Raw genomic sequence first — 25,010 nt, 5'->3', positions numbered from 1 at the left:
TGCCTAACGGAATTAGTGATCAAGTCCTCCGGAATACGCAATTAGTGCTGATTGTATTGTGTTCATTCTCCTTACCTTTGGTAAGGTTATTTTGCTCGTCTTTCTTTTTCATAATACCCGAAAAACTATAATGCATTATTTAAGTATAGCCAGCCTGATTCTAAAAGGTAGTAGAGTATTCTTAAATTTTGCCAGCCATAATTTAATTTTTGCTTATTAATCAATCTATGTGGTCGAATTTACTTCGCAAGCAGTTCTCTTTTTAAACATCTTTCGATTGAAATTATTTATAATTTTTAAACATATAGTTCTTTATTTAATAATTACTTAATCTTTTTAGATTACAATTAGAACAATTTTTATTTAAATAAATCAGTAATGACTTTTTTTAATCTATAAGATATGTGGTTATAATTATGAAAGTACTCTTCGATAAAACTGCCCGAAACAATTCGGGATCCGGAATAACTTCTTCCAGCAAAAATAATGAAATATGCACCTCTTCCATATGCATGAAAAGCAAATTACCATCTGAGGTGGTAGCAGAGCATTTACATGGCTTGCAATCCACGATGGTTGACCGACGAAATCCTGATCTGCCTGATAGTAAACCACTAATGAAAGCAGCAAAGGCTCATGCCATTCTTAAAACGGGCACAGAAATCGATATGTTAACTGCCACTGGAATAAGTGAGGATGATTTACCTTCTGCAAAAGGCGCTATTTCCTTAACTTCCCCGGAAGAATTAACTCTGAAGGCAACCTGGAAAAATAAAAACCAGGAAAGAGGGGGCAGTGGGAGGGATGCCAGTGTTTTTGGTGGCTTGGGGGTACTGATTATCTCACCTGATATGAAAGTAATGAATATCCCTAAAATGAATGCATTGGCTGTACCTGCATCATTTTTAGCTAAATATGGTGCCGAACTGATCCCTCTGGAGCAACCATTTACCCTGGATGCTGTTGATAAATCGTCGCTGGAAAACCTGTATCTGGTTGAGTATCAATGGGATGCTGATTATATTCAAGACTACGTAATGAATGTACGAGGTGGTGGTGGATTGTTTGTAGAAACACACCCATTTCCTCATGTTTTTACACCCTTATCTCCTGAGTGCCGCGGCGCATTGATTCTGGGATTTGAGCGCAAAGACGGGGCATTTGATTTCGCCGCTTTTGAAATACCATTTGGCTATACCATGAAAATTGCCAGTAATGTAATCCATGGAGACTCTTTCTTTGTGGGGCCTTATGCGATCGCATTAACTGAAACGGAATTGGCTGACTCTGTTCTTTTGAAGCAAGATACCTCTCAGCGTGACATACAAAGAGTGGCTCAAATTCCTACCAAAGCTTTTGCGGTTTTTTTATTTGAGGAAGTTAGATTAGCCAATCAGATAAATCGTAAAATGATGGCTGATAAAGCCCATCATGAAGGTTTTTCTGGAAAAAGGTTGGGGTTCTTTAAAGAATCTTCTCCAAAGGCACCTACTGAGGTTCGGACTTCATATCCTGGTTCGAACCAAAAGTTCCTGTGAATGTATCGCGATGGTTTATTTAAAGAAATCAGGAATAATCTGTTTGCCTAAAATGGATCCAAAACGATAGCCACTTTCATGATAATCATGCCCAAGCCATACCAGTTGATCAATTTCATTCGCAGGTTTAGGAACACGGTCCAGAGTGACAATATAAGTGCGCATCACCAGCCATTTTTCCTCATAGATTGCCTTGTCTTCAAATTGCTTATAAAACTGAAATGATATGATATCGGAGTCAAGTTCTTCTTTGATTTCTCGACGCAGAGTCTCTTCATCAGTTTCATTTTCTTCCATAACGCCGCCTGGAACAATAAATTCCATGGGTGGTTTTCCTTTTTTATGTACAGCAAGTAACTGATTTTGTTCATTAAAAATAAGTGCACCGACTTTAAATATTGTGTTTAATGTGCGCATTGAGAGATCGCTCCAGAAACATGGGTTAGTACGTCAAAAGCGGGGTTGCTGATCACGTATTGAGATATAAAAGTTTGTTTACATAGTAAGCAAACCCTGTGCTTATGGGCGCAAACAGACCAAATCCCCTGATCAAACTGTTCCTTACCGCAATGAGGACAATACACGGTTGTCAGGTGTAATGCTAAATTGGGCAATGCCAGTTGGATTTGCAGAACTCGAATCATTTCGATATCCAGTTTATAACCAGCTAAAGAAACACTACCATAAGTATTATCTATAACTCTTTTGCCACTGTCATTGTAAGCATGAATATGGATAGCGCTTTCTTCCAGTCTTTTAGCAGTCCAAATAATTGATGGATTAGAACCCCAAATTTGAATGCCGCCACTGTAGCGTTCGGGATCAATTACAATGGTGCGGTTGGGGATAACTGCAGGCCTTTTAACTTGCTCATCTCCTATCAATTCTTTAAGTAACATAATTGGATTGCTGATGCAGTCTGTAGTTGTAGTCGTGATTTCACCACAATGATTACATTGATGCTGGCGTGATGGCCTGACTGCAGCGTAGCCAACGGAAGTAATCAACTGAGAGCAGTGCTGACATGTTAATGATGTAATTTTGATATCAAAAATGGCGGACATGCTGAAATGAACAGCAGCTTCCTCTGTAATTGTAAAAATACGATATCCGGAAATAACTGTGACATGGTCATAGGTTGCGTCTATCACTTTTTTAGACGAATCGGCAAGACGCGCGTGAACATGGACACCTCGATCAAAGCCTTGGTTTGACGTGTCAAAAAGAGCGGGTAATGCACCCCAAATTGCAACCCCTCCCGGGTAGTGATCAAGGTTGAGTGTCAGATTTTTGGTATAAGATGATGTTTGAGTTTCTGTCGTCGCCATAGGATACCTCGTATTAAAAACGAAAGTATCCCTCGACCAAAATTATGTCTTTGTATCCAGCACCGGAGGAATCGAGACTTGCTGAAGATCATAACTTTATAGGCAAGGTCATTGTATCGCTACTATTGATTCTTTACAAGCAACGATATCTGAATCATTTCCTGGTAGTTTATAGGTGTGAATGATAAGTATCACATAATCAATCTATGCGAAATAAAAAACGCCTTAGTGTATCCAATATTTTCTAAATGTATTACTATAGACCAACTTGGTTGGCCTTTTGTTTTGGATGGTTTATGTTTGGTGAATTATTTGCAAGTTCAATCGTGTTGGGTATTCGTTATTACTCAAATCAGGCGTATCAGGCTGTAACAGGTCTTTTGGGGCAAATAGAACGATTTGGTATTGGCTATACCAGAGAATTTATTCGTGATCCTAAATCGATGATCCAGTCATTAACTTCTAAAGCACGAAGCAGTGAAGCAGGATATAGTGTTGTCAGTTTGGGATATTTGGGGGGAAACTACGCGGTCATTACACCAAAGTCTCAATCTCAACTGACTGAATTATTGAATCAATTTGACCAGGAAAAATCTGGTCGAAGAGGGCATGCATCTTTTAAGTTTTTTTCTGGTAATGATTTTTTTATTATTTCAGATACTGGACACGCAGCCCTTTCTTCTCGAAAGAACCTGTCTCGTTTTCTTGTGCCCTCAAGACTGGTTAATCCCACTATTAAAGAAGTAGAAAAACGTGTCGATTGTGATGCAGATATCCAACTTCGACATACAATCTGTGGAATTGTTCGCGCAGTGATGGTGGAAAATATGCTGGGCATCAAGCAATTACCAGAAAATACTTACGATGTGATGGCATCTTATAGAAATGATGTCAAGAGATGGGGGGCATTTCCTTTTCCTGAATTACTCAATTTTATGCCGAGCTTGAGGCAAAAACGGGATGTGTATCGAGCTTTTTCAAAAGGTATTCTGGAGCAAGAGTTTGAAAAACTGGTTGAAGTACTTCATTCCGATCCTCAGCCAGGAAACACAAATTTAATTGCAGCTTCTGTGGTTAGTTTATTTAAAGATGAAAACCCGACTCTTTCCAATGAAGAACTGCTCTCTGCCTTAAGATCTTTATCCAGTGAAGACATTAGAAAATATTTTGAAAATCCTATAGTTCAATCACTTCCGATGATATTAAAAGCAGCAGACAATCTCACCGACGCCATTGTTTTGTGTCTGGAGCAAATCGCATCAGATCCGGACAAATTTGCGATGCTTCGTGATGAAATGGACCGATCGTATTTGATAATCGAAGAAGGAATAGATATAAGAACTCTTAAATCTTTACCGTTATTAGATGCCTTTTATAAGGAATCAGTGCGGTTTGACGCGCCTGTAGCGGTGCCAAGATATACTCAAAATGGCTATTCATCGGATTCAATGACCATACCACCGAATACAATGATGATATTTGATTTGCATGCTTTAGCTAAAGGTGAACAATACTGGACTAATCCTAAAGAGTTTGACCCTACCCGTTTCTTACAAAAGGACATAGAACAAGTTGCTGAAGAGGGGGGTATGAGCAGTAACAATAAAAATCATACCGTAGGTCAGTTCCCCTTTATTCCCTTTTCAGTAGGACTGCGCAATTGCCCTGCATTTGCAGTGACCGAGTCCTTATTTAAAGTAATGATTGCCAAGTTTGTTGCAGACTACCAACTTCAATTAGTTAAAAAAGATGAGGATGATTCAACATTACACATTACTTCCAGAGATAAATCTCTTGGACTAATGCAATAACATTAGAAAGAACAATAGCTTGATATCAGGTAATGCTGCCTGTTTGGCGGTGTTACCAGTCAGGTAAGCATCTGGATGTTTTCAAATTTCTTATACTAATATTAGGAGAGAACGATTGCCGAGAGGATAACATGGCGATTCCTTTTAAACGAATTAACTTAAATCTCATATTACATCTGGATGCTCTACTCAATGAAAAAAGCGTGAGTGCTGCTGCAGAGAAAGTGTTTGTCAGTCAACCAGCCATGAGTTCTTCTTTAAAACAACTGAGAGAGCTATTTAAAGACCCGCTATTAATTCCTGGTAAAGGGGAATATTTTCTCTCTCCAAAAGCTAAAGAGTTGCAGCCACAATTAGAGCGAGTGATGTTTTTTATAAGAAATATCCTGCAGCCTAGTGAAAGATTTGATCCCTTTCAAACTAAAAGATCATTTAAAATCGCTTTGCCGGATTACGTTGAATTAATTTTGTTACCTTCCCTGATGTCGGCTCTTGAAAAACTGCCTCATATTGTGATTGAAACAACAATTCAGTCAATGGCTGATGATCCACACCTGTTTATCGATGAGAATGTAGACTTGGCAATAGGAGCTATTAATGAAAACTCTCTATCAGCACAACTCAAAGTTAAAAAATTGTATGAGGAGGAAATTATTTGTTTTGCGAGCAAGAATAATCCACTTATAAACAAGCCTCTGTCTTTGGAAGATTACATAAGCAATAAACATATTGCATTTAGTTTTAATCAAGAACGCTATAGTCACTCCGCTGAGTATTTGTATAAAAGAAAGCTGGTACGTAATGACATGCTCTTTGTAAAAAATATCTTGCCTGCTATTTTTGCCGTAGCCAATTCAGATGCTGTGATTTCCACGGCTCCAAGTTTTTTAATTAATATATTTGCCGGGCAATTTAATCTGGGAATGCAACCTTTACCCTTCGATCTGGAGCCAACACCTATTTACCTTGTGACCCATAGCAAGAGTCAGTATGATGAAGGCGTCGCCTGGTTAGCCAAACTGGTCAGTTCAAGTATTAAAAGTCCTTCCTGCAGTATAGGTCTCGATTGATGAGATATCTGATTTTTCTGTCTCCTTCTTTATCTCAACAGGTTCATCCTGAATGGACGTATCAGGATAGCTATCAAAGCTACCTGAGGATGATTTAATACCCAGTCGAGTAGTTTTTCCGCCTAATTCAGTGAAATTTCTGGCAAAGCCCCATTTTGCAAAAAAGTAGTTGGCAGCCTGTTCCATTCGCATGGTCTTAGGAATGATTTGTTCGGCAAGAATGTGCCCATTATGCGAGTTAGCGAAAAATACCACGGCATTTTTCTTATCCTTGTCCTGCAAGTCGATTATGACCCAGGCTCTGTAATCATTCATATCGCCTGAATGGTAGGCTGTGATAGCTTTTCCTTCATCATTGGTTTGTAATCCCCAGCCTAAGCCCCATGCAACACGTTGCAAAATAGTATCGGGTATGTTGCCTTTGGCTATTCCGATTGCTCCTGCCAACCCCTTATCTTTTGTCATGTCAGTGTGGGGAACAAAGGGATTCTCAATCGTACTGTCATGGATTAGGTGTTTGACGAAATTGGCATAATCTCCTGCTGTAGTCCATAGAGAATTGGCTGCGCATGGTTTGGGCCCATAAGTGCTATGCACCATACCGCAAGGTTGAAACACATGTTTTTGGGCCAGTGTTCCAAGATCTGAACCAGTCAGTTTTTCAATCACTTGTTGCAAATAAATAATTCCAACGTTCGAATACCCATGTTCTTTTTCTTGAGAGTTGGGCAGGAACTGAAATTTCATTTCCCCATGAGCCAGTCCGCTCGTATGCGACAGCACCATCCTGGCGGTTAGTGCTTTAGAAAGAGCAACGACAGATTCGTCAGACAGGTCAAATGTCATGCCGTCAATATTGAATTCTTCCAGGGGGAGAATATGGAAAAGGGGAGTATCCAAATCAAAGCTCTTTATAGTGTCAGGCAGAATAAATTGATCATAGCCTGTTTGAGATGTATTATTTGCATTGGCTTGTACCAATTTTTGTACCAGATAAGCAAAGAGCGGTTTGCTTAGAGATGCTGCGCCAAAAACGGTGTCTGGCTTCACTTCGGTTGGTGGCATGCGACCTGTTAGAGCTGCAATGAATTCATGTTCATTGCCATCAGCCAATTGATAGGTTTCGGTGCATTTTGCATGCAACATTTCATAGGCTATTTTATTTGCCTCTGTTAACGCAATTTTCTGAACCATTTTTGCTGCCTGGTCAACATAATAAAGTTCCTTGTTAAATGCAATGACCGTGTTTTTAGTCCCGATACCTAATTCATTTTTAGATCCAAGAACCAACTCCTGAAATGGGCACTGGGTGGGATCTTTAGACATTTTGACAAGGCCACATCCATCTGTAAACCCTATCTCCTGGGTGGAAATGATTCCTTGATTATTGATATAAGCAATGGATACACCCGGGATCTGGGCTTTTTTCATGGTATCTTTTAAAAGAAGTTCTTCTATTTTCATGTAAGACATAAGTTCACTCAAAAAATAATTTGGTCATAAATTATACTTTGGGTATTAACGTGTTCGATTTACTCAAAAATTTTTTTTCGCAAAAATATCGTAAAAACCCGTTAATACCTCGGTTTTTGCTGCATTGCTACAACATAATGCAGACGATTAATTAACCCCTACTTCATCGCTTTTGAACTTGTTCACAAAAGCAATAGAAAGAAGCTTCAAGACCATCAATCAGAGAGGTTTGCAGGTTTGAATGCTTTCCGTTAACTCATCAGGAATGTTCAAGTCCTCAATGTTTGTTTGATGTCTTTTGGCAAAGTGAGTTGCCTTATTGAAAAATCAGGTTATGCCAGTGGTCTATTTTACAAGCGGCTTTTTCTGGTCTAAATATTAATTACTAAGGATTAATATTGGACAGCTATGAAAAAATGGATTATCAGTGTTTTGCTGTTAATAGTCATCGTCTTATGTTCCTACCCCATTATTGGCATAATGGCCTTAAGCACGGCGAAAAAAAACGTCGATAATATTCCCAAGAATCCCTTCCTGACTTGGCAATTAAAAGATAATCAACGTGGATGGTTCTGCTCTACCGCCATTTTGAATTTACTTGTTAATTTGCCTGCCCAGGAAAACAAAGACGCACAGGGTAATGTTACAGTGCAGCCGGCGCTTCATTTGAGTCTGGATTTGCCTATGATTGTACACCATGGCCCTGTCATCATGACTAATAATGGCTTGCGTTTTGGTCTCGCCTGGGTCACAACCAAGCCGGAAACCCATTATGGGGCTTTGATCAACTATTTAAATCAAACCGTTGTGAGCTATAGTTTGCCCTCAATTAATATGCAAGGCACGAACAATGGTGATCAAGGCAACTTTGTTTTCGTCTGGCAAGGCTTAAGTGCAAACCTCAAAGTCAATCCCAAGGTTGACAAGGCCTCTGGTCATGTGACTATGTACGGTATGAGTACGAAAGTGCAAGAAACCGATGTCAGGATTGGTAAAGTCAAAGTCAGTTTTGCATTGAATCGCTACACGGACGATTTATGGCTTGGTGATTCATCTATCCTGCTGTCTTCTGTTTCTACCATCACTAATTCACAGCCAGTGTTTGATTTGCAAGATCTGAGTATGGATGCCTGGGCTGGAATCAACAACAATTTACTGGATTTTAATTTGCAATTATCCCTGAATAAATTTCTAATGAACAATAACAGCTATGGTCCTGGCCAATTAAAAATCGAGCTTAAAAATCTGGATCCTAAAGCGATGGCCAAGCTCAATCAATTGAACTATGACTATCCTTCCAATCAAATCGCGATCCTGGCTGAAATTTTTAATCTGGTTTCCAAAGGTGCGACACTCAGTCTGAATCAGGAGCTGGATACACCACATGGGCATTTGTCCAGTTCGATGAACATGGCTTTAACCACGAATTCATTCAGCAATCCTGAAGACCTCTGGCAAAATCTGAAAGGCAATGGTCAGTTTAAAGCGCCAATCAAACTGGTCAAGCAGCTATTATTGGAATCAATCAAATCAAAAACAGCTACACCAGCTGATGTGTCTCAATCTCAGGCCACACAGCCTGATTCTGACCAGTCGGTTGATGTCGATGCAGATGCCGATAAGCAAACAGAAGCACTCTTGCAAAAATTGGTGAGTCAAGGTGTTTTAAAGGTTGAAGGCGATTATTATCACGCTTCTTTTACTCTTGAACACACCAAATTTACAGTGAATGGTCAGCCATTTGATCCAGCGTTATTGAATTAGATTTGCGGTTGGGCAATCAGCCCAACCTGCACTGATGCGATGATAATCTATCTCAATCACAAGAAAATCCAGGCGATGAAAACTGTGGTAGAATAAGCACTCAATTTTTTGCCCGCTGCATAGTGAATCATGATTATCGGAAGACCTGAAAACAGGAAGCTAATCTGGTATACATCGGATGTGATTCATTATTACATTGATAAACAATTCAAAGAGCCAGGTCATGAGTGATTTTAAATTTCAACCTCTGAGCATCAATGATTTAAATCAGCTTCATCAATGGTTTCAGGAGCCAATTATTAATCACTGGTATGCGAGAGATAAAAACTGGTCAATCAATGACATCAAAGAAAAATATGAACCAAGAATTGTAGGTACGGAGCATGTTCCAAGTTTCATTGTATATAAAGACGATTTGCCTTTCGGGTTCATCCAGTTTTATTCGCTCACAGAAGACTCTTTACCCGATGGAATTGATGGTTATGAGAGTCTTCTTTTTCAACAATACAATCCCGGGGATTTAGCTGGAATCGATTTGTTCATCGCCGAAAGCCAAGGGCGAGGCAAAGGGTTAGGAGTAGAACTCATTAATTGTTTTATTAATAAATTTCTGACTCGTTTCAAAGCCATTGTTATTGACCCAGATGTTAATAACCAACAAGCCATTCGTTGTTATGAAAAAGCGGGCTTTCAGAGAACAGATTTCAGCCAGGATCCAAACCATCTCATCATGATAAAACCCTTGCCATTGACTACAGGGAATTAATGATGAGCTTATTGAAAATAGGACGTTGTTCTGGAAATTTACCAAGGGTTTTAAATGATAAAATTATTTCGTTTCACAATTTTTTTATTTCTTGCAAGTTGTTTGATTTTCGCACGGGATCTACAAGCTTTTCCCACTCCATCGGGGTCCAATCAGGATAAACTGGCTTATTTTCAGTTGGAGGCCGAAACATTTTATTCTCCAAAACCGGTGACTATTGAGGGAAATCCTTATCTCACGTATGAGGTTTTTCTTACCAATGTGGGTGACTATCCCTTTTCTTTGGAAAACGTTGAGGTATTAAATGGTAGGCAACCTCGTAAAGTTCTTTTTTCCTATAATCAAGAACAGCTGCGAAAGATGATTTATTCTTTTGGTGGTCATTCCAAGAATTTAAAATTAGACCTGACTTTAAGACCGGGCGAGCGTGGTTTATTATTTTTTATGGTGAAATTCGATAGTCTTGGTGAAATACCTAAAAAATTAACGCATCGTTTTCATCTTTACTCATCGAAAACCCAACTATCCGAAGAAGAAATCAGGTATTCTTTCCTGGCTGCTCCCACTCATGTAAAAACTACTCAGCCTTTGGTCATTGCCAATCCTTTGGATGGAAAGCATTGGATGGCAATTAACGGCCCATCAAATCATTCTTTACATCGCCGTGCAAGAGTTGCAGCCCATGGGATTGTTTATTACCCCGAGCGGTATGCAATCGATTTTATGCAGTTCGGGTCTGATGGTCATATTTATAAAGAAAACCCTTATAAAAATGACAATTATTACAGTTATGGCGCGAATATTTACTCCGTTACAGATGGTAAAGTGGTCGATGTTTACGATGGTGTTCCTGATAATACTCCACCTGGACGTGATTATCCTATTACACTGAGTAATATGGCCGGTAATTATGTGATTATTGAAATTGCAAAACAACAATATGCTCTATATGCCCACTTAATTCCTCATAGTATTAAGGTCACCAAGGGAGAGTTCGTTCGTAAGAATCAATTGATTGCAAAATTGGGTAATTCGGGTAATTCCGACGCACCGCATTTGCATTTTCATGTTATTGATAAACCATCTCCTTTAATTGGCCAAGGGATACCCTATGCATTTGAACATTTTTCTACAGAAGAATATCGATTTGCCGGCGATGAGTGGGAATCCCCTATTGTCTATGAGGGGAGATTAACAGAACATCATCATGAGCTGGTTCATGAAAATGCTTTGATGAATTTTGAAGAAAAATAATCGAATATTAGACGATAAAAATAGAGTATTTTAGGAAGACGCTTTTATACATGAAATATTAAATAGGTCCCTGGCAAATTGATGCTCATAACATGGAATGTCCCATAGTCTATAATATGAGGTAACGTGAGTTGTGGATAAGACAGGTCGTTGTCTTGAATCGTTCGGGCTGAGGAGGCATTTATGCCGTCTCGAAGCCTTGTATGGAATTTAATGTTTCTTGCCAAGGCTTCGAGACGATGCGTACGCATCTCCTCAACCCATACGGCCTCTGGATATCGACTGCTTCTTTTATAATCCTTATCTATTACGTTAGATACATTATTTTCTCTATGGGATTCTAAAGATTACCTATTTTGGGGAGCGCAAGATGAAAACAGGACGTTTTGATCAAGCCCAAGCTGACGCGTTTGCCGAGCGTCTTTTATCCATTCTCAATGATGCCGCATTGACATTGATGATATCCATCGGTCATCGAACCGGTCTGTTTGATGTCATGGACGGGCTTGATTTTGCAAGCAGTGAAGTCATAGCACAGACGGCTGGCTGCAATGAGCGTTATGCCAGGGAATGGCTTAATGCCCTCGTGGTCGGAGGCATTGTAGATTATGATGCGCACGCAAAGACCTATCAATTACCAGCAGAACATGCTTCTTTTCTGACCAGAAATTCTTCACCACAGAACATGGCAGTGATAGCTCAATTTATTCCTGTTCTGGCCTATGTGGAAAATGGCATAGTAGACGCTTTCAAACACGGTGGCGGTGTTCCTTATGAGGCTTACCATCGTTTTCATGAAGTCATGGCAGAAGAGAGTGGGCAAACGATTTTATCTTCCTTGACCGACAAAATTTTGCCTATGGTTGACGGTCTGGTTGATAAACTGAACCAGGGAATTCAGGTGCTTGATATTGGTTGTGGCTATGGGCGTGCTTTGATATTAATGGCTAAAACGTATCCTCAAAGCCAATTTATCGGCTATGATCTGTGTGATGAAACCATTGCTCATGCTTTACACTCAGCCAAGGAAAATAATGTGCACAATATCCATTTTGAAAAAATGGATTTGTCGGTCTGGGATGAGCTGGGCAAATATGATCTGATTACCAGTTTTGATGTGATTCATGACCAGGCCAAACCAGCGCAGGTACTGGGTAATGTGTTCAAAGCGTTGAAGCCTCAAGGTATTTTCCTGATGCAGGATATCAAAACTTCCAGTGACGTGGCAGGCAATGTTCATCATCCATTGGGGGCATTTATTTATACCATATCCTGTATGCATTGTATGACGGTGTCTCTGTCTCAAAATGGCTTAGGTCTTGGTGCGGCCTGGGGAGAGGAGCTTGCCGAAAAAATGCTGGTTGAAGCGGGCTTTGGAAAAATTGAAGAGCATTATCTGGAACATGACATCATGAATACCTACTATGTGATGCGTAAATAAAATAAGCAGATTATACAAGAAGTCTAATGACGTTTGGGGCTTTTCTTTTGAGGTAACATGTACTCTTGTCAGTGGACAAACCAATTAACAGTTCACTGTTAATTGGTTAAGAAGGATGTCCTGTTAATCAGGCATACATCGTTTGCCGGATTTCATTAAACCGGGCATCATCTTTCTCTTTCATTTTTTCAATGGTTTCTAACTCCTCTTGCTCCTGTTCCTGTTGAGCTTTGAGTTTCATGAGTTCAATCATATTTTGCGTTTTTAATTCTTGCAAAATAGCGGCTAATAAAATGTCTGTAGTTGTTTCCAGGCTGATTTCTTGCGTGGGTTGTTTTCCTTCCTGTGGTTTTTTTGTTTCCAGTGTTCCCGATGAGGGGGTTATTTGCTTTTGACTAAAAAAAAGTGGTGATCCCGAATTGGAATAAGTTTGCTTGGTTTGATTATCTCCATCTTTGAGGTGAGTGTTTTTCGCTTTGTTACTCATGGTGATCTCCTTTTCCTTGTGAGTCCCATTCAGATTAATGCAAATCTTGAGTTAAATGCAAATGTTTTTTTCAATATTTATAAATTTTATGTTTTTATCGCTAATATAGATCATTAAGATCAGGTTATGTGCCATGTTTTCTATTAATCTTTCAATAGTTAATAAAAAGAACATTAGTTCCTCAAAGGTAGTCTTCGTATCCGGCTTGAATATAAGAGACAATTCTCAATAATTGATAACGCTTCGAGATTTTCCTGGAATTATTCTATACTTACATAAGTAAAATAACAGGTTAGCATATGAAACATAAACGATCTGAAACTCAAGACATTGATGATGCCATCATAAAAACTCTAAACAAATTATTAGAGATCGAGTTGGCAGGGGTAGTGCGCTATACCCATTATTCCTTTATGGTGTTTGGTTTTAATCGCATCCCTATCTGTAAATGGATGCGTGATCAGGCTCAAGAGAGTTTGAACCACGCTCATCTAATCGGTGAACTCATTACTCATTTTTCCTATCATCCTACGCTTAAAATTGGTAAGTTATTAGAGACCCATGAACATAATATTAGTAATATTTTAGAAGAGTCGCTTGAGCATGAAAGGCAAAGCCTGGATTTGTATTATCAATTATTACAATATGCAGAAAACAAGTCGGTGTTAGTTGAAGAATTTGCAAGACAAATGATTCAAGAAGAAGAAATGCATCTTGGCGAAATATCCAAAATGCTTAATTCCCCCGCAACTTTCAAAGATTAATTTCAAAGATTAACAAGATTTGTTTCTCCTTGTCGATTATTCCATTTCTTGTTTGACTACGAAGAGTCAAACAAATTTTTGGTATTTTTTATTTATTGACAAGAGTAAACAAAGATTGCTCAAGACTATCAATCAGTGAGAATTGAAAGTTCGAATGTTTTCTTTTAATTCCTCAGGGATATTCTTTTCCATATAACCTGTTTGATGTCTTCGGGCAAAAAGAATGCATTGATTTAGCAATGATGGAGCATCTGCTTTTCCAGAAACTTCCCTAATGAGGTTAGCGATTGTTATAGATGGTTGAATTTCATCGCCATAATCATCCAGCAAAATGATTTTTTGCACATTGGGAAATACAGAACCCAGTGCTTTTCGTTGTTCTTTGGACATTTCTTTGACATTATAAAAGCTCAAGTACACAGTTTGCACATGCTTTAACGAATCCTTAAGGAGTACTAACTTTTTAAAGGGTACTTCATTCAAGGAGTTGAAGCTTAAATTAAGTGACACCACGTGAGGAGGGATACTGGTAAAAATTTGTGATAAGTCATTGCTGCTTTCCAGGTCGAAATAATTCATTCCTAAATCCAGTGAAGTCACACTGGCAGGGATAGCCGCAAAGGCCTTTGCTAGCTCGGCACCATGGATATTGCCCATGCCATTACAAGACAAATAAAGCGAAGTTACATTGGTTGGGATAGCAGCAAAGGCTTCTGCTAACTCAGCACCACTTCTTCTGTCGAGATTATTAGAGCTTAAATCAAGAGAAGTGACATTGGCAGGGATGGCGGCCAAGAGTTGTGCCAACTCAGTACCGCTTTTATCGCATAAGTGATTGTTAGCCAAATCCAACGCAGTAACGCTGTCAGGTATATTGGCAAAAGCCCTTATTAATTCAGCATTGTTTATACTGCCTAATTCATTCAAACCTAAATCAAGCGAAGTGACGCCATAAGGTATAGAGAGAAACTCTTGCCTCAGGTTGGTTCTCCTGGTTAATACTAATTCGTAAAGCATTATGAAAATCTCCCAATTAATGGATTATTGTTTATTCATAATGGTTATAATATATGTTTATTGAATATAATTAAAATAAATTGTTTGTATGTTGTGTATACAAACTTCTTATACAGGCTGTACTAAAGCGAGTTTGATTTGGTGAAATCGGATTTAAACCTCCACTGCATAGAAGATAGGAATTACTTCTGAAAATAGGCAAAAAACATTGACTAATTAAGAAATCATATGCACAATTGTTGTTCAAAAAAACAGGGGGTGTTCACTATGCCGAATTCAAGAGTACAAATCTGGTTACAAAGACAAATTGCCGCAAGAACTTTTCCTCCCAATAGAGAAGACTGGTATGTCAAAAATGGGTTCGGTAATTCAGAGATGTCATTGGAAGAGCGTTTTGCCTGTTTTGTAGAAGCAATACGTCAAGTGGATTCTCCCTACCATGAACAATTATCCAGTATTGAATTTGAGCGCTTTGAAATAGAAGTGACCTTGGCCAATCAAACAACATGTATGACCGAGGTGATAGGTTTTCAGAATAATTCCAATCAATCAAGCTCCACACTTAATGAGAAGTTCAAGGTGGTTGGAAAGGGAAAGCATGTGATTTACTTCACTGGAATAGGAACGCAATACCAAGATTGCCTGATTGATATAGCAAAAGCCGTGCAAATAACGGGAGCACATTATTACGCTTTTGAATACCCGGGCATGAAAAAACTGGGAGGTGAAGTATTGGAAGCCAATGATATGGTTAACACTGGAATAGCATTGGCCAATACCTTGCTTGAAAAAGGCATATCAATTGATGATATCCTTTTTCAAGGCGACTCCTTTGGTGCAGCGGTAGCAAAAAAAGTCAGTGATCAATTCAAACTGCAATCCAATGTTACCGTAAGATGCATTATGAATAATACCTTTTCCACCTTTCAAGCTGCTGTCGAAGGAAATCTGGGGCTGTTCTCCACTTTGCGTTATACAGTGCGTCCTCTGCTTCGTTACACGGGTTGGGATATTCGTCCAGGAGAGAGCTATGGCCAGGACACACCCTACCAAATTCATATCAATCATACAGGTGATCTTACTTTAGGGGCAGGGCATGCAACGCTTGCAGAAAGTGTTGAATCCAATTCTCAGCTTGAACATTTCGTTGATCCCTGTCCTGAAGATTACCGTATTAAAAGAGACACCTATAAGCAGTGGCATTGGGCTTCACTAAGCGAACAAGGAATAACATTTCTTGAGACAAAATATGGCAGAAACAGTGATGGCCAACTGGATACGCATCTGGCCGATTTATATTTGCTAAAGTATGATACGGGTCTAGGGGTTTATGAGTCTTTTATTTGTAAATACCTCGAAGACAGTAATGACTATATTGCAAGTCACCCGCAAAAACTTTCTCTTGACGAATTACCCAGACCTCTTGAGTCTGAAACAGTTTCACTAAGACAATTGATTGTGTCTGTGTTACCATCAAGACCTAGTATAGCTGGTTTCTTTAGTCGTAATACACCTGCCATAGAGGAGGTGGAGACAGAGAAGCAAGAGCAGAAATCAATTGAGTTAAAGTAGGCTGTACCACTTACCCGTAAAACAAAAACAACAGCTTGGATATGGATAAAAGGATTATTGCGGCAGCCTCTTTTGGTACCTTGTTTGAAATGTACGACTATGCCATTTATGGGTTTATGGCGCCTATTTTGGCGCCGCTTTTTTTCCCCACTACCGATAAACACACTGCTCTCATCGCAACATTTGGTGTTTTCGCCGCAGGTTTCCTTGTTCGGCCATTCTCTGCTTATTGGTTAGGGAATCTGGGTGACCAAATTGGCCGCAAAAAAACATTGACTATGACTCTTATGGTTATGACTTTTTCATCAGGTTTTATTGGTTTATTACCTACTTACCAAGAGGCTGGCATTTTTGCTCCAATATTGCTCACGCTCTGTCGATTAACTCAAGGGGTTTCTGTAGCAGGAGAAATGACCTTAGCCAGTATTTACATTTATGAAAATGTGAGCATGCGCCATAAAGGTTTAGCAGTCAGCTTTGTCACCTTGGGTTCGATTTGTGGGCTGTTGCTTGCAATAATAGTAAGCAAAATAACCATGATATTTTTTTCCAAACAGCATCTCGATTCCTTCTGGCGCTTCCCATTTTTAATAGGCATATTCGTAGGTTTTGCCGGACTTTATTTGCGAAGTCAAACCAGAGAATTAACCGATTTTGCAAAAGTAGTTGCTCAAAGACAATCTCATCCCATACTGAATGCCTGGCGTTATCGGAAAAAAGCAATTGCTGCTATTTTTCTTTTGGCAATTTATTGTAACAGTAGCTTTTATACCTTCTTTGTTTATATGCCTTCCTATCTGCAACAGCAGGAGTTGCCATTAACTGCAGCGATGGATGTCATTATCATAGGGATGATTTCTTATAGCGTGGGTCTCTTATTATCAGGTTTCACCTCTGATGTTTTAGGCAGACGCTTCCCTTTGGCGGTGAGTTTAATTGCAACTCTATGCAGTGTTGTAGTCATAAATTATTTAATTAATACAGGCACATTATTGCAGATTATTATCGCCTGCAGTGTGTTAGCTATCATTATCTCTTTTTTTATTGGAAGCGCATTTATCGCCAGCCTTGAACAATTACCACTGGAAGAGCGGGCCAGCGGCTTTACTTTATTTTTTAACTTGTCTAATTCTCTATTTGGGGGCACAGCACCACTCATTATTTTGCTATTAAGTTATGTGTACATACATTTTGCATTTTCTATTTATTTGATGGTAATGGCTTTATTGACTTTTCCTGCCCTGTGGTTGATTCAAGAAAAAGGCACGAATTAATTTATTAGTTTATGGTACGAAAAACAGTGATCTAACACAAAAATGTGCCCAGTTTGGTTGCGTAAAATATATTTATCCTGACTGTGGCCATATGGAATTTGGACTCACCTTATAAATTAAAAATCTATAATATTTTTTCTGTATAGCTTATCTTAAATCGTACCTTTAATACTTGCCCTTATAAAAAATTTCTATTTATGAAAAAAATAGTTTCCAAAATTGTGGATTCTCAAGCCAATTGATTTGCCAGATACTGCACCAGTTTTTATTTCTCCGGAAGAAATGCAAAACCTGAAAAGGATTCTCAATTTAATACATACAGGATTTACGAAAACCCCCAAGGTCGAGGCAAAAAATATTTTTTAACAAAGAGATTGGGGGGTTACCGTAAGTCCTGCCATAACAAAAAACAGTTTTTCAGCACAGTAAAAACACTCATTTTTTAAAAATTTCAAATCCGCTAGATATAAGAGGCTAAGTGCACTTCAGTGCTTTCTCGTCGGCAATTCATTAGAGGGATGAACGTATTCCGAAATTTTTTGTCAATTATCAAGAAGTGGTTGAGGGCTAATGTATTGAAGTAATAAATATAACTATTTTCAAAGAGAAACAAATGAAGATAAATAATAAAATAAATAATCAGGATGCAGATCAACAATCCAGCCAATATATTTATGTGGAAAAAAAAGAGGTAGGTGGTATTGATACAGAAATAACCACTCTATCTTACTATCCTATTCCTTGGGATTCTTCTTCAGAAAGACCACTCGATTATTATGAAAAACAATCAAAAATTATCACTTACTATAAAGAAGATATTGATCTGGACGGTGATCCATTTAGCAAGAGAATTGAAATAGAAATACCTGAAGTTGAAGAAGGTGAAAACAGGCACCGAAGAATTAAAGTAAAAGTTGATGGAAATCCCATAATTTTTCAAGATAACAATATTCTGGATATGGATGAAACTTTTAATATCCGTGATGTCAATTTGTTAATGCATATGGTTCTTAACAATTTTCATCCCAAGAGTAACTCAACCTGTTTGCAAACAATCACTCCTTTTATTCATCTACCTGGAACTGGCGGAGATGGGGATTATGAATTTAATCAAAAAAATAATGGAGATGTGAGTAAAGTTCTTCTTCCATATGTCCAGGAAATGTGTTCGCTAAACAACAGTTCTGTGGTTAGGCAGCTATTAATCCCAGTGGCAACAAAAGGCGGTCTTCATCACTGGAATTTGTGTATGTTATTTATTGATGAAAATAATATTCCTTCACTTTATTATATTGAATCAGAAAACTTATTAGTTTCATTTGATTACTACACTTATATGTATTACATGGAAGATTATAAAATGCATATCTTTCCACAGGTCAATGAGTTATTGGCTAAATTTCACTATCCAGCAATTGATAAAGTCAATTTTTGTCAAGCGAAACAATTTAGCCAAGAAGGTTGTGGTATTGCAATGGGTCTTAATATGCAAAAAATACTGGAGGAAAATTATCCTCAGGTTATTTGTCATTCCAGTACACAGAGAAAAGAGGTTCCGAGTCGTGCAGAAATAAGGCGTTTATCAAGTAATGTGAGTATTGAAGAGGATGCTTTAATGCGAGTAGAGCTTGCATTTAAAATACAAGCGCGCGCATCCATTATTGCAGAGCAGGCTCTTGATGCAAAGATGGTAGAAAAAAAGAGCCTGGTTTGCAGTGAAATTTTAAGTGATTCACGTAGTTTAAATATAAAGGCTAAAGAAGCATTTGGTTTCTTTCAATCAGCACAACCTGAAATATCACCTGAAATGCATTCGACTTTGGCACAAAACAAAGACAATGAAGAGGCATCTCCTATATTGATGTAAATGCTCAGGCATGTCGTTTGTGCTGAGACATAATATAAGTAGATCTCTTGCATGATCTGATTATTTTGTTTTAGGGCAAGGTACAAACGTTTTGAGGAGTAGAGTTTACACGCAGTAAATGAGTACTGCAGAAACGTTTGCAACGCAGCAATAAAATGAAAGAGTCAGGTTAGGCAAGTAAGGTCTAATACAAACTATCTTAAACGTTCGCTTTTGAAAATAACATTTTGTGATAATGTTGTATGTTTAGCTTTGATACGGTAAAAGGTAATCAAAGCATAAACATATGCGCAACATTTTCTTCTGCAATTATCTGTGGCATGTAAACTTGCAAAAGATTATGCCAAATCAAAACGATCGGCATTCATAACCTTTGTCCATGCAGCAACAAAGTTCTTTACAAATTTTTCCTTGTTATCATCCTGAGCATAGACTTCAGCATAGGAGCGCAGAACCGAATTAGAGCCAAAAACAAGATCTACTCGAGTCGCTGTCCACTTGATATCGCCCGTTTTACGGTCACGAATTTCGTACAAATTATTGTTGCACGGTGTCCATACGTTGGCCATATCGGTCAAGTTGACAAAGAAGTCATTAGTCAGGGCACCGATGCGGTCGGTGAATACGCCATGTTGGGTATTGTTGTGATTAGTACCCAACACGCGCAGGCCTCCAACAAGGACTGTCATCTCATGGGCTGTCAGTCCCATGAGCTGAGTGCGATCCAGCATGAGCTCTTCAGGATGGACATCATATGCCTTCTTAAGCCAGTTGCGATAGCCATCATGAAGTGGTTCCAGAACGTCAAAGGATTCTGCATCCGTCATGTCATCGGTTGCATCCCCACGGCCAGGAGCAAAGGGAACGATAATGTCAAAGCCAGCTGCCTTGGCAGCCTTCTCGATACCGACATTTCCGGCAAGTACAATCACATCTGCCACGCTTGCGCCTGTATCAGCAGCGATGCCTTCAAGAATTCGCAAGACTTTAGTCAGGCGTTGTGGCTCATTGCCTTCCCAGTCTTTTTGTGGCTTTAGTCGTATACGTGCTCCGTTCGCACCACCGCGCTTATCTGAGCCGCGAAAAGTGCGCGCGCTGTCCCATGCAGTAGAAACTATTTCACCGATGGTCAGATTGCTGGCCGCAATTTTTTCTTTGGCGGCAGTAATATCATATGCCCTGTTACCAGCAGGCACCGGATCTTGCCAAATCAAATCTTCTTTAGGAACATCAGGGCCAATGTAGCGCGTCTTCGGTCCCATATCACGATGAGTCAGTTTAAACCAGGCTCGTGCAAAAACTTCTGCAAAATAGTCGGGATCTTTGTAAAAGCGCTCGGCGATTTTACGATAAACAGGATCCATTTTGATTGCCATGTCAGCATCAGTCATGATCGGATTGTGCCGGATGGCAGGGTCTTCAACGTCTACTGGTTTATCTTCTTCCTTAATATGGATGGGCTCCCATTGCCAGGCACCAGCGGGGCTTTTTTTCAGTTCCCAATCGTAATTCAGCAATAAATAGAAGTAGCCATTGTCCCACTGGGTAGGGTGAGTCGTCCATGCGCCTTCAATACCGCTTGAAACGGTATTACGGCCGATGCCTCTGGTGGTTTTGTTAATCCAGCCAAGGCCTTGGTCCTCAACATCAGCGGCTTCGGGATCGGGGCCCAAAAATTTTGCATTGCCATTACCATGACATTTGCCAACAGTATGTCCTCCGGCAGTCAGAGCAACGGTTTCCTCATCGTTCATAGCCATACGCCCAAAGGTTACACGAACATCCTGCGCTGTGCGCAGCGGGTCAGGTTGACCATTCACTCCTTCAGGGTTTACATAAATTAATCCCATTTGTACTGCCGCCAGCGGGGTTTCCAGGGATTGGCGGTCTTTATCATTATAACGCTTGGCGCCTAACCATTCTTGTTCTGAACCCCAATAAACATCTTTTTCGGGATGCCAAATGTCTTCGCGGCCAAAACCAAAACCGAAAGTTTTTAGTCCCATTGACTCATAAGCGATGGTGCCAGCCAGGACAATCAAGTCTGCCCAACTGATTTTGTTGCCATATTTTTTCTTGATGGGCCATAATAAGCGACGTGCTTTATCCAGGTTCACATTGTCAGGCCAGGAATTCAATGGAGCAAAGCGTTGATTGCCTGTACCAGCACCGCCGCGGCCATCCGCAACACGATAAGAACCTGCAGCATGCCAGGACATACGAATCATTAAACCACCGTAGTGCCCCCAATCAGCAGGCCACCATGGCTGGCTGTCAGTCATCAAAGCGTGCAAATCCTTTTTGAGCGCTTCAAAATCCAGTTTCTTGACTTCTTCACGATAGTTGAAATCTTTTCCCATTGGATTTGTCTTGGTGTCATGCTGATGCAATATATCCAGGTTCAAGGCATTGGGCCACCATGCCGTGTTGGATGTTTCTGCAGATGTCATCCCGCCATGCATCACCGGACACCCGGTTGCTGTATTCCCAACTTTTCCATCCATAGACACTCCTGGTCGCAGATCATAATTCACTAGAGACCTAACTATAGCTTAAGGGAGGGCAGCTAAGCAATCGAAGCTAAGACACTGTCAAGCGAGAGATTACAGAGTGAAAAATGCCGAATCCGTAGCAAAGAAAATCACTGCTGCTAGTTCTTGTTTTTCATTTTTCCTGATGCTGGAAGGTATTCGTAACCTACCTGGTTAAACTTGACTCTTATAGGGTTGGTAGTCATGATATTTCTGTTTACAATGCAAAAATATAATGATTTCGCTCTGCTGACTGGCGAATTGTTTGCCTGCATCAAAATCATAAGGACATGTGAAAATCAGATGAATAAAAATTTAAGTGCTTTGAGTTTACTTTGGATTTCAATTACCAGCATGGTAGGCTCAGGCTGGTTATTTGGTTCTTTATATTCTGCTCATTTTGCTGGTCCTGCTGCCATTATCGCTTGGCCACTGGCAGGTTTTTTACTTCTGTTTGTTGCCTTGTCTTACGCTGAGTTAGGTACGATGTTTCCACAGTCTGACAGCCTGGCTTGCCTGCCTTTATACACTCATGGACGTTTGACTGGCATTATTATGAATGTCATGACCTGGTTTTCCCTGGCCATTTTGCCAGTGATTGAAACGCAAGGTGTCATTCAATATGCCAGTAATTACATTCCAGATCTGGTATCCCATGACGCTTTGCACTATCGAAATACGCCAGCAGGTTATATGCTGTCCCTGGTTGTATTAATGAGTTTTGTTTTGTTTAATTATTTTGGTATTGGTTTGTTTGCCCGTATTAATGCCGCATTTACTATCTGGAAGATAATAATCCCTATTCTTACTATCGCAAGCTTGGTAACCATGAGTTATCACCCGGGTAATTTTTTTCAGCACGGTGGTTTTATGCCTTATGGCTGGCAGGGCGTTATGGCAGCAATGTCAAGCGGAGGTGTGCTTTTTTCACTTTTAGGGTTTCGACAAGTGGTTATCATGATGGGTGAATTGGAGAAACCAGGACAATACATACCTCTGATTTTGGGTGGTTCACTAGTGTTCGTGACGTTACTTTACACTGGTTTACAATGGTCCTTTATTGGGAGTGTTAGCGAACAAGCGCTGGAAAAAGGTTGGGTGAATTTATCTTTTACTGGTGATGCAGGACCATTTGCCGCTCTCGCTGCACTGGCCGGCATGCTTTGGTTGAGCATTTTATTGTACGCCGATGCTTTTATATCACCTTATTCCACTGGTCTTGTTTATTCAACCACAGCAGCTCACATGCTAAGCAGTATGGGCTCAGTTGTTCCTGCACCTGTAATTCTTACCAAACAAAACAGGTATCAAGTGCCCTGGGTTAGTTTAGGCGTAAATTTCTTACTCGCTGCCACCATGTCGCTCGTGTTGCACGGATGGCAAGAAATGTCGGCTTTTCTTGTGGCAATATTAATGATTAGCTATTCCATAGGGCCTGTAGCACTGGTTTGCTTACGTCAGCAATTACCGCACTATAAGCGTCCTTTTCGTTTGCAGGGGAGTAACCTTATTGGCTTTCTCGGATTTTATGTTTGTACAGTCGGTGTTTATTGGGCAGGTTTCCATAGCGTACGAAAGTTATTGGTGATCACTATTCTGGGAGTAGTGTGTTCTTTCCTCTATTGTCTTATGAAAAATACACATCGGGAGATTGATAGCAAACAAGCACTATGGTTTATATTCTATCTTTTTGGACTTGGTATTTTCTCATTTCTTGGTAATTATGGTGGTAAGCATATCCTTCCCCAGTATTGGGATTTGTTGTATTTATTAGTTTTCAGTTTGCTTGTATTTGGTTTTGCTCTATTGTCCAGAAAGCCCAGTGCCCACACTCAAAACATGGTTGCCCAAAATACACACACTAATATAACTGCTCCTGCTTTCTCAATTGAGCGATATGATATTGCTTGATTAGAGCCCTTAATGATCAATATTATTCAATATTGATCTTGACAAGATCATTGTGGATCACAATAATGCGATTGGTTTTTTAAAGTCACTTTGCTGCAAGGATTGCCAGCCTTAACTAGGAAAAAATATGAAAAATAAAATAGTTTTGTTGGCTCCAATCTCTTTATCCTTTCTTTTCTCATTCCCTACTTATGCTGCGGATTACGAATTTAATGGTTTGTCATTAAGTGCTTCTCTAGGCATTCTGTCAGGTAACGCCCATGAATATGTTTACCATCCAGAGACAGACACCAAGTTAAGCCAGCTGGATTGGCGCATAAAAAATGCTCCGATAATAAAAGGGGAATTAAATTATGATGTCCTGGATTGGCTTAGCATGAATGGTCGAGGTTGGACAACCTTGGTAAAAAATAAGGCTGCTATGGATGATTATGATTGGTTCAATCCTTATCAAGAAACCTGGACTCACTGGTCTCATCATGAGGATACGTATCTCAATTATGCGAATGAGTTAGATATGAGCTTAAGGGCCTGGTTGATGCAAAAACAAAATTACAAGTTAGGTCTTGCCACTGGTTATCAATGGAATTCCTTTGACTGGCAAGCTACTGGAGGCTGTTATCAATATAACGGAGGGCTCTATGCCGGTTGTTTTCCCAGTGATCAACCTGGAATTGGATACCAACAAAAATTTAGAACTCCTTATGTTGGTTTGGCAGGGAAGTATTTTGTTAATAATTTTGAGTTTAGTGCTCTTTTAAAATTTAGCGATTGGGTTTCAGCTCGAGATCATGATGAGCATTATGCTCGCAACTTAACATTCAATGAGCGAGGAAATAGCTCCAGATATTATGCGGCAACGGTTCATTCTGGCTACTTTTTGAAATCTAACACGAAAATTTTTGTCGAGGCCTCTTACAATCATTATTCTAATGGGAGAGCGGATACTGAAATAATTGACAATGACACGGGCGAGCGCAGTTATTTCGGTGACTCAGCGGGTTTATCCAATAAACACTATACCGTCGCTCTTGGTTTACAATATCTTTTTTAAAAGGCTCAAATTCTCTAATCCCAATTAGCAAGCGGCAACCTTCTTAAGTTCTGGCTTCAAGACAGTTGCTGCATGCGTTTGTTATTTC

At 39.6% G+C, this 25,010-nt stretch carries 19 protein-coding genes; 13 read left to right on the top strand and 6 right to left on the bottom strand.

Annotation, left to right across the window (positions count from 1 at the left end):
- The first annotated feature begins 416 nt into the window (after nucleotides 1-416).
- Nucleotides 417-1,538 (top strand): hypothetical protein, encoded by a 1,122-nt coding sequence (locus CC34_RS01000000116285; protein WP_050598212.1) that lies wholly within the window; start codon nucleotides 417-419, stop codon nucleotides 1,536-1,538.
- A 15-nt stretch (nucleotides 1,539-1,553) separates the two neighbouring features.
- Here the strand turns inward: CC34_RS01000000116285 and CC34_RS0108710 are convergent, their stop codons facing one another.
- Nucleotides 1,554-1,955, bottom strand: coding sequence for an NUDIX domain-containing protein (locus CC34_RS0108710; RefSeq protein WP_027227444.1), 402 nt, complete (start codon nucleotides 1,953-1,955; stop codon nucleotides 1,554-1,556).
- Nucleotides 1,943-2,866, bottom strand: coding sequence for a hypothetical protein (locus tag CC34_RS0108705; RefSeq protein ID WP_027227443.1), 924 nt, complete (start codon nucleotides 2,864-2,866; stop codon nucleotides 1,943-1,945). The genes CC34_RS0108710 and CC34_RS0108705 overlap by 13 nt, the downstream gene beginning before the upstream one ends.
- Nucleotides 2,867-3,162: 296 nt before the next feature.
- Between CC34_RS0108705 and CC34_RS0108700 the strand changes: the two genes are divergently transcribed.
- Both CC34_RS0108700 and lelA read left to right on the top strand, forming a co-directional pair.
- On the top strand, nucleotides 3,163-4,677 hold the full coding sequence (locus CC34_RS0108700) for a cytochrome P450 (RefSeq protein ID WP_027227442.1): 1,515 nt from the start codon (nucleotides 3,163-3,165) through the stop codon (nucleotides 4,675-4,677).
- Between the two features lie 131 nt (nucleotides 4,678-4,808).
- Nucleotides 4,809-5,747 carry a LysR family transcriptional regulator LelA gene (lelA, locus tag CC34_RS0108695; protein WP_027227441.1) on the top strand — a complete coding sequence of 313 codons (939 nt, stop codon included), beginning with the start codon at nucleotides 4,809-4,811 and terminating at the stop codon, nucleotides 5,745-5,747.
- Here the strand turns inward: lelA and CC34_RS0108690 are convergent.
- The gene (locus tag CC34_RS0108690) at nucleotides 5,706-7,220 is read right to left on the bottom strand and encodes a serine hydrolase domain-containing protein (protein WP_027227440.1); all 1,515 of its coding nucleotides are present in this window, start codon (nucleotides 7,218-7,220) and stop codon (nucleotides 5,706-5,708) included. The two genes, lelA and CC34_RS0108690, sit on opposite strands and share 42 nt — an antisense overlap.
- Nucleotides 7,221-7,628: 408 nt before the next feature.
- Between CC34_RS0108690 and CC34_RS0108685 the strand changes: the two genes are divergently transcribed.
- The 4 genes from CC34_RS0108685 to CC34_RS0108670 all read left to right on the top strand — a co-directional run bounded on the left by CC34_RS0108685 (nucleotide 7,629) and on the right by CC34_RS0108670 (nucleotide 12,445).
- Nucleotides 7,629-8,984 (top strand): YdgA family protein, encoded by a 1,356-nt coding sequence (locus CC34_RS0108685; RefSeq protein WP_027227439.1) that lies wholly within the window; start codon nucleotides 7,629-7,631, stop codon nucleotides 8,982-8,984.
- 223 nt (nucleotides 8,985-9,207) lie between these two features.
- Complete coding sequence (locus tag CC34_RS0108680) at nucleotides 9,208-9,750, top strand: GNAT family N-acetyltransferase (protein ID WP_032830195.1); 543 nt, start codon at nucleotides 9,208-9,210, stop codon at nucleotides 9,748-9,750.
- A gap of 54 nt (nucleotides 9,751-9,804) precedes the next feature.
- A complete protein-coding gene (locus tag CC34_RS0108675; protein ID WP_027227437.1) occupies nucleotides 9,805-11,004 on the top strand; it encodes a M23 family metallopeptidase in 1,200 nt (399 codons plus the stop codon).
- A 370-nt stretch (nucleotides 11,005-11,374) separates the two neighbouring features.
- Nucleotides 11,375-12,445 carry a class I SAM-dependent methyltransferase gene (locus CC34_RS0108670; protein WP_027227436.1) on the top strand — a complete coding sequence of 357 codons (1,071 nt, stop codon included), beginning with the start codon at nucleotides 11,375-11,377 and terminating at the stop codon, nucleotides 12,443-12,445.
- Between the two features lie 127 nt (nucleotides 12,446-12,572).
- On the opposite strand, the gene CC34_RS0108665 is transcribed toward CC34_RS0108670, so the two are convergent.
- Nucleotides 12,573-12,932, bottom strand: coding sequence for a hypothetical protein (locus CC34_RS0108665; protein WP_027227435.1), 360 nt, complete (start codon nucleotides 12,930-12,932; stop codon nucleotides 12,573-12,575).
- Between the two features lie 299 nt (nucleotides 12,933-13,231).
- Here CC34_RS0108665 and CC34_RS0108660 point away from each other — a divergent pair, with 299 nt between their 5' ends.
- On the top strand, nucleotides 13,232-13,696 hold the full coding sequence (locus CC34_RS0108660; RefSeq protein WP_027227434.1) for a ferritin-like domain-containing protein: 465 nt from the start codon (nucleotides 13,232-13,234) through the stop codon (nucleotides 13,694-13,696).
- A gap of 132 nt (nucleotides 13,697-13,828) precedes the next feature.
- Here CC34_RS0108660 and CC34_RS0108655 read toward each other — a convergent pair whose 3' ends face one another.
- Entirely contained in the window at nucleotides 13,829-14,713 is an 885-nt protein-coding gene (locus CC34_RS0108655) for a leucine-rich repeat domain-containing protein (RefSeq protein WP_027227433.1), read from the bottom strand.
- A 267-nt stretch (nucleotides 14,714-14,980) separates the two neighbouring features.
- Between CC34_RS0108655 and sdbC the strand changes: the two genes are divergently transcribed.
- The 3 genes from sdbC to CC34_RS01000000116280 all read left to right on the top strand — a co-directional run bounded on the left by sdbC (nucleotide 14,981) and on the right by CC34_RS01000000116280 (nucleotide 19,426).
- Complete coding sequence (sdbC, locus tag CC34_RS0108650) at nucleotides 14,981-16,285, top strand: Dot/Icm T4SS effector SdbC (protein ID WP_027227432.1); 1,305 nt, start codon at nucleotides 14,981-14,983, stop codon at nucleotides 16,283-16,285.
- 41 nt (nucleotides 16,286-16,326) lie between these two features.
- A complete protein-coding gene (locus CC34_RS0108645) occupies nucleotides 16,327-17,559 on the top strand; it encodes an MFS transporter (RefSeq protein WP_027227431.1) in 1,233 nt (410 codons plus the stop codon).
- A gap of 613 nt (nucleotides 17,560-18,172) precedes the next feature.
- Nucleotides 18,173-19,426 carry a hypothetical protein gene (locus CC34_RS01000000116280; RefSeq protein WP_229309764.1) on the top strand — a complete coding sequence of 418 codons (1,254 nt, stop codon included), beginning with the start codon at nucleotides 18,173-18,175 and terminating at the stop codon, nucleotides 19,424-19,426.
- A 338-nt stretch (nucleotides 19,427-19,764) separates the two neighbouring features.
- Here the strand turns inward: CC34_RS01000000116280 and katG are convergent, their stop codons facing one another.
- The gene (katG, locus tag CC34_RS0108635; RefSeq protein WP_028378587.1) at nucleotides 19,765-21,930 is read right to left on the bottom strand and encodes a catalase/peroxidase HPI; all 2,166 of its coding nucleotides are present in this window, start codon (nucleotides 21,928-21,930) and stop codon (nucleotides 19,765-19,767) included.
- Between the two features lie 330 nt (nucleotides 21,931-22,260).
- Here katG and CC34_RS0108630 point away from each other — a divergent pair, with 330 nt between their 5' ends.
- Both CC34_RS0108630 and leo read left to right on the top strand, forming a co-directional pair.
- The gene (locus CC34_RS0108630; protein ID WP_032832017.1) at nucleotides 22,261-23,868 is read left to right on the top strand and encodes an APC family permease; all 1,608 of its coding nucleotides are present in this window, start codon (nucleotides 22,261-22,263) and stop codon (nucleotides 23,866-23,868) included.
- Between the two features lie 127 nt (nucleotides 23,869-23,995).
- Entirely contained in the window at nucleotides 23,996-24,922 is a 927-nt protein-coding gene (gene leo / locus CC34_RS0108625) for an omptin family outer membrane protease Leo (RefSeq protein WP_027227428.1), read from the top strand.
- The last annotated feature ends 88 nt before the right edge of the window (nucleotides 24,923-25,010 follow it).

This window comes from Legionella pneumophila subsp. fraseri, assembly GCF_000586315.1.
GTDB lineage: Bacteria > Pseudomonadota > Gammaproteobacteria > Legionellales > Legionellaceae > Legionella > Legionella pneumophila_B.
Note: the sequence above shows the minus strand (reverse complement) of the source record. Positions and strands in the feature narration are given on the sequence as shown.

What these genes read in the sequence shown, in the direction of transcription:
- CC34_RS01000000116285 (WP_050598212.1), top strand. Translation starts at nt 417, where the DNA reads ATGAAAGTACTCTTCGATAAAACTGCCCGAAACAATTCGGGATCCGGA.
- CC34_RS0108710 (WP_027227444.1), bottom strand. Translation starts at nt 1,955, where the DNA reads ATGCGCACATTAAACACAATATTTAAAGTCGGTGCACTTATTTTTAAT.
- CC34_RS0108705 (WP_027227443.1), bottom strand. Translation starts at nt 2,866, where the DNA reads ATGGCGACGACAGAAACTCAAACATCATCTTATACCAAAAATCTGACA.
- CC34_RS0108700 (WP_027227442.1), top strand. Translation starts at nt 3,163, where the DNA reads ATGTTTGGTGAATTATTTGCAAGTTCAATCGTGTTGGGTATTCGTTAT.
- lelA (WP_027227441.1), top strand. Translation starts at nt 4,809, where the DNA reads ATGGCGATTCCTTTTAAACGAATTAACTTAAATCTCATATTACATCTG.
- CC34_RS0108690 (WP_027227440.1), bottom strand. Translation starts at nt 7,220, where the DNA reads ATGTCTTACATGAAAATAGAAGAACTTCTTTTAAAAGATACCATGAAA.
- CC34_RS0108685 (WP_027227439.1), top strand. Translation starts at nt 7,629, where the DNA reads ATGAAAAAATGGATTATCAGTGTTTTGCTGTTAATAGTCATCGTCTTA.
- CC34_RS0108680 (WP_032830195.1), top strand. Translation starts at nt 9,208, where the DNA reads ATGAGTGATTTTAAATTTCAACCTCTGAGCATCAATGATTTAAATCAG.
- CC34_RS0108675 (WP_027227437.1), top strand. Translation starts at nt 9,805, where the DNA reads ATGATAAAATTATTTCGTTTCACAATTTTTTTATTTCTTGCAAGTTGT.
- CC34_RS0108670 (WP_027227436.1), top strand. Translation starts at nt 11,375, where the DNA reads ATGAAAACAGGACGTTTTGATCAAGCCCAAGCTGACGCGTTTGCCGAG.
- CC34_RS0108665 (WP_027227435.1), bottom strand. Translation starts at nt 12,932, where the DNA reads ATGAGTAACAAAGCGAAAAACACTCACCTCAAAGATGGAGATAATCAA.
- CC34_RS0108660 (WP_027227434.1), top strand. Translation starts at nt 13,232, where the DNA reads ATGAAACATAAACGATCTGAAACTCAAGACATTGATGATGCCATCATA.
- CC34_RS0108655 (WP_027227433.1), bottom strand. Translation starts at nt 14,713, where the DNA reads ATGCTTTACGAATTAGTATTAACCAGGAGAACCAACCTGAGGCAAGAG.
- sdbC (WP_027227432.1), top strand. Translation starts at nt 14,981, where the DNA reads ATGCCGAATTCAAGAGTACAAATCTGGTTACAAAGACAAATTGCCGCA.
- CC34_RS0108645 (WP_027227431.1), top strand. Translation starts at nt 16,327, where the DNA reads ATGGATAAAAGGATTATTGCGGCAGCCTCTTTTGGTACCTTGTTTGAA.
- CC34_RS01000000116280 (WP_229309764.1), top strand. Translation starts at nt 18,173, where the DNA reads ATGAAGATAAATAATAAAATAAATAATCAGGATGCAGATCAACAATCC.
- katG (WP_028378587.1), bottom strand. Translation starts at nt 21,930, where the DNA reads ATGGATGGAAAAGTTGGGAATACAGCAACCGGGTGTCCGGTGATGCAT.
- CC34_RS0108630 (WP_032832017.1), top strand. Translation starts at nt 22,261, where the DNA reads ATGAATAAAAATTTAAGTGCTTTGAGTTTACTTTGGATTTCAATTACC.
- leo (WP_027227428.1), top strand. Translation starts at nt 23,996, where the DNA reads ATGAAAAATAAAATAGTTTTGTTGGCTCCAATCTCTTTATCCTTTCTT.